The following is a 4,527-nucleotide window of genomic DNA, read 5'->3' as shown; positions in this document are numbered from 1 at the left end:
AAATCCTGTCCGGCGTGGTTTGGGCCAAGCGCCGGCGGCATGATTCCACAGCCCAAAATCGTTACTCCTCGGGAGGAGACAGTTTCATGAGCACTATTGAAGAACGCGTTAAGAAAATTGTGGTTGAGCAACTGGGCGTGAAGGAAGAAGAAGCCACCGCCAACGCCTCGTTCGTGGATGATCTTGGCGCCGACTCGCTCGATACCGTCGAACTGGTGATGGCACTCGAAGAAGAATTCGAATGCGAAATTCCGGACGAGGAAGCTGAAAAAATCACATCGATCCAGCAAGCGATTGATTACATCAAAGCCCACGTCAAGGCCTAATCGCCTCGGTGTGCATTCCGCTAGGGCCGCTTTCTGCGGCCCTACGCGTTTTAACGGTTTGGAGTGCAGTTTATGAAGCGTCGTGTTGTAGTCACCGGCATGGGCATTTTGTCTCCGCTCGGGAGCGACCTGGCCAGTAACTGGGATGCCGTGATCAACGGACGTTCCGGTATAGGCAACATCACCCATTTCGATGCCAGCGCCATGACGACCCATATCGCCGGCGAGGTCAAGGATTTCGACCCGAAAGCCTGGTTTTCCCCGAAAGACGTCAAGAAGATGGATGTCTTCATCCATTACGGGCTGGCTGCTTCATTCATGGCCATGCAGGACGCCGGTCTTGAAATCACCGAAGCCAATGCTGAGCGTGCCGGCGTGCTGGTTGGCTCCGGTATCGGCGGTATCCGCGGCATCGAGGAGACTGCAGTCGATCTGCATCTGGGCGGCCCGCGCAAGGTTTCGCCCTTTTACGTGCCGAGTACCATCATCAACATGATTTCCGGCCAGTTGTGCATCATGAAAGGTTTCAAAGGGCCGAATTTTTCGGCGGTTTCGGCCTGTGCCTCCTCCAATCATTCTATCGGCATGGCCATGCGCATGATTCAATACGGCGATGCCGACATCATGGTTGCCGGTGGCGCCGAACACGGGTGCACGCCGACGGCTGTTGCCGGATTCTGCGCCATGAAGGCGCTGTCGACCCGCAACGACGAACCTACGCGTGCCAGCCGCCCGTGGGACCGTGAACGCGATGGCTTCGTGCTCGGCGATGGTGCCGGCATTCTGGTGCTGGAAGAATTCGAGCACGCCAAAGCCCGCGGCGCCCGCATTTACTGTGAATTGGCTGGTTTCGGAGCCAGTTCGGATGCCTACCACATGACCGCGCCCAGCGATACCGGCGAAGGTCCGTCGCGCTGCATGGTCATGGCGATGAAGGATGCCGGTGTCAATGCCGAGCAGATCGATTACCTCAACGCACACGGCACCTCCACGCCGCTGGGTGATCTGGCCGAAACCAGTGCCATGAAACTGGCCTTGGGCGATCATGCCTATAAAACCCTGGTCAGCTCGACCAAGTCGATGACCGGCCACCTGCTCGGCGCTGCCGGCGGTGTCGAGGCCATACTATCGATTCTGGCCATGCAGCATGGCATCGTACCGCCGACCATCAATCTGGAAAACGCCAGTGAGGGTTGCGATCTGGATTATGTACCGAATGTACCCCGTGAGAAAAAGCTCGACGTGGTGATGTCGAACGGCTTCGGTTTCGGGGGCACCAACGGCACTTTGGTGTTCCGCAAGCTCTGAGGGCCTTCATGGCCACTTACCTTAAGAATCTGTCCGTCGCCGTCGATCTAGTAGGGCTGCAGCGCCTCGATAGGAGGCGTTATCCACTGCTGCTACAAAGCGTCGCCGGTGGAAATGCACTGTCACGTTGGGACATCTTGTTCATCGGTAATGGCGAAGGTCTTTATAGCCGTGATGGGAAGACTTATGGGCTCGATGGTGCGGCGTATGAGGGCGGATTCCTTGAGGTCTTCGATGCGGCATTCCGGCAGCAATCCCATACTGAAGCGGAAGATGAGCTGCCCTTTCATGGTGGTTGGGCGCTGTATCTCGGGTATGAAGTCGCTGGCCAGATTGAGACCTCGCTCGATTTACCGGCATTCGCCGGCCCATTGCCGGATGCACTGGCGCTGCGCTGTCCAGCGGCGATTCTTTTCGACCGTCTTGAAAACCGCTGTTTGGCCGTGGCAGAGCCCGGTCATGGCCATCTGCTATCGGTTATTGCGTCCGATATCGCCGATGCGAGCGTTTTGCCGCCGGTGCCGGTCTGGCCAATAGTCGGGGACTGCCAAGAGGATGAGCCGGCGCGATTTATCGCAAGTGTCGAGCGCATTCTGGAGTATCTGAAGGCCGGCGATATCTTCCAAGTCAATCTATCGCGGGCCTGGAACGGCAGCTTTCCGGGCGCCGATGCGCAAGCACTCTACGAGCGTCTGTGCCGAATGAATCCGGCACCGTTTGCCGGTCTGCTGCGTTTTGCTGATTGGGCATTGCTCAGTTCTTCTCCAGAGCGTCTGGTCAGCGTCAAGAATGGCTGCGTGCAGACACGGCCGATTGCGGGGACGCGCCCGCGAATGCCCGGCGACGACGAGGCCGCGAAGATCCGTGAATTGATCGGACATCCGAAAGAACGTGCTGAACACGTCATGTTGATTGATCTGGAGCGTAATGATTTGTCGCGCGTGTGCGAACCCGGCTCGGTCAAGGTCGATGAGCTGATGAGTGTGGAAACTTATGCGCATGTGCACCATATCGTTTCCAATGTCACCGGTACGCTTCGGTCGGACATCACGCCCGGCTCGGTCATTTCCGCGGTTTTTCCGGGCGGCACCATCACCGGTTGCCCGAAAATACGTTGCATGGAAATCATTGCGGAGTTGGAGCAAAGCGGGCGTGGCCCTTATACTGGCGCTCTTGGCTATGTCGATGGTAATGGCGATATGGATCTGAATATTCTGATCCGCAGCCTCTGGCTGCAGGGCGATGAGCTGCAGTTACGGGCTGGCGGTGGCATCGTCGCCGATTCAAAGCCTGAAAATGAACTACAGGAAACCCGGGCTAAAGCCAAAGGTCTGTTGCGGGCGATTGGAGTCGTGGAATGAGTGCCGTGATTTTCCGGGGAAATGACCGCGTCGAAATTCTGTCGTCGCAGGATCGTGGCCTGATGTATGGCGATGGATTATTCGAAACTCTGCGCGCCAGTGCTGCCGATTTGCCCTGGTGGCCTCTGCATTGGCGGCGCCTTCAGGAAGGCGCGCTTCGGCTGGGTTTGCAATTACCCGACGAGGCGCTGATTCACGATGCGGCCAAGAAGTTGCTTGATGGGCGCCCGCAGGTGCTCAAGATCGTGTTGACCCGAGGAGAGTCGGGGCGTGGCTATCAACCGGTAGCAGGTCCTGGAACGTGCATTCTGAGTAGCCATGCGCTGCCATCGGCAATGCCGGGGCGGCTGAGTCTGCATTGGTGCACCACAGCGGTTGCTCGGCAACCGGCTTTGGCCGGTCTGAAACATCTCAACCGCCTTGAAAATGTTCTGGCTCGCCGTGAGTGCACGGATGCCGGACATGCCGAAGGGCTGATGTCTGACTGTGATGGTCATGTCATTTGTGCAACCGCCGCCAATGTGTTCCTTTACGTTAACGGCTGCTGGCTCACTCCTGATCTTTCCCAATGTGGCATTGCCGGTATCGCACGCGCCATGCTTCTGACCCTTCTGCCAGATATCCGTGTCAGCGCGGTCACCCGCCCGCAACTGGAAAACGCCGAGGCCGTTTTTCTGTGCAATGCCGTTCGCGGTATCATGGCGGTTCACCAGGTCGGATCCGTTCCGGTTGCTGGCCACGCGGCCTTGGATGCGCTAAAGCAGCGCTTTCTCGACGTCCATCCGTTTTTTGCTAACGAGTAAGGCATGGCCAAGAAAAATCGCTGGCGCAAATACTTTTTTCTCACCGGGCTGCTGGCAATCGCGTTCAGCGTGTTCGGCTATCTGCGTTTGCGTGACTTTGGACAGACCCCCCTTCAAATTCCGGCAACGGCGATGGTGACGATTGCCAAAGGCGATGGCCTGAACCGCATACTTCCGAAGCTGCGTGCTTCCGGAATCACCCAGGGCTGGGATTGGCAATGGAAAGTGCTGGCGCTGAAAATGGATATGGCCGGTCGGATTCATGTCGGCGATTATGAATTCAAGACCGGCACGACCCCTGCCAATGTGCTGGCCATGCTGGCCAGCGGTGACACCGCTCGGGTGAAATACACTCTTGTGGAGGGGCGCAGTTTCCGGCAAATGCGCGCCGAGTTGGCAGGCTTGTCCGATCTCGATGACGACATCACCGGAAAATCTGATAGCGAGATCATGTCGCTTTTAGGCCGTCAGGGCGTGCATCCCGAAGGCCGTTTCCTGCCCGATACCTACTTCGTACCGAAATCCGGAAAACGTAGCGATCTGCTGCGGCAAGCAGCCGAGGCCATGGATACTGCGTTGGCCGCAAGCTGGAACGGACGTTTCTCTGGTCTTCCGTTGAAATCCCCGGATGAACTTCTCACCCTGGCCTCGATTGTCGAAAAAGAGACCGGCAAAGCCGATGAACGCCCGCAGATTGCCGGAGTGTTCGTACGTCGCCTGAAGAAAGGC

5 protein-coding genes are annotated in these 4,527 nt (G+C 57.5%); all 5 read left to right on the top strand.

The genetic code is table 11. From position 1 onward, the window contains the following. Positions 1–86: 86 nt before the first annotated feature. Complete coding sequence (acpP, locus tag ACIQ0Q_RS08250) at positions 87–326, top strand: acyl carrier protein (protein WP_188449000.1); 240 nt, start codon at positions 87–89, stop codon at positions 324–326. Positions 327–398: 72 nt separating this feature from the next. After that, on the top strand, positions 399–1,634 hold the full coding sequence (gene fabF / locus ACIQ0Q_RS08245) for a beta-ketoacyl-ACP synthase II (protein ID WP_395772460.1): 1,236 nt from the start codon (positions 399–401) through the stop codon (positions 1,632–1,634). Between the two features lie 8 nt (positions 1,635–1,642). Beyond that, a complete protein-coding gene (locus tag ACIQ0Q_RS08240) occupies positions 1,643–2,995 on the top strand; it encodes an aminodeoxychorismate synthase component I (RefSeq protein WP_395772459.1) in 1,353 nt (450 codons plus the stop codon). Beyond that, complete coding sequence (gene pabC / locus ACIQ0Q_RS08235) at positions 2,992–3,798, top strand: aminodeoxychorismate lyase (protein ID WP_395772458.1); 807 nt, start codon at positions 2,992–2,994, stop codon at positions 3,796–3,798. The genes ACIQ0Q_RS08240 and pabC overlap by 4 nt, the downstream gene beginning before the upstream one ends. 3 nt (positions 3,799–3,801) lie before the next feature. Further along, positions 3,802–4,527: endolytic transglycosylase MltG (gene mltG / locus ACIQ0Q_RS08230; RefSeq protein WP_395772457.1), on the top strand; the 726-nt coding region annotated here is incomplete at its 3' end.

Origin of the sequence: Arenimonas sp., from assembly GCF_044348765.1 — a bacterium.
Taxonomy (GTDB): domain Bacteria; phylum Pseudomonadota; class Gammaproteobacteria; order Xanthomonadales; family Xanthomonadaceae; genus Arenimonas.
This window is presented reverse-complemented; position numbering and strand designations above follow the sequence as displayed.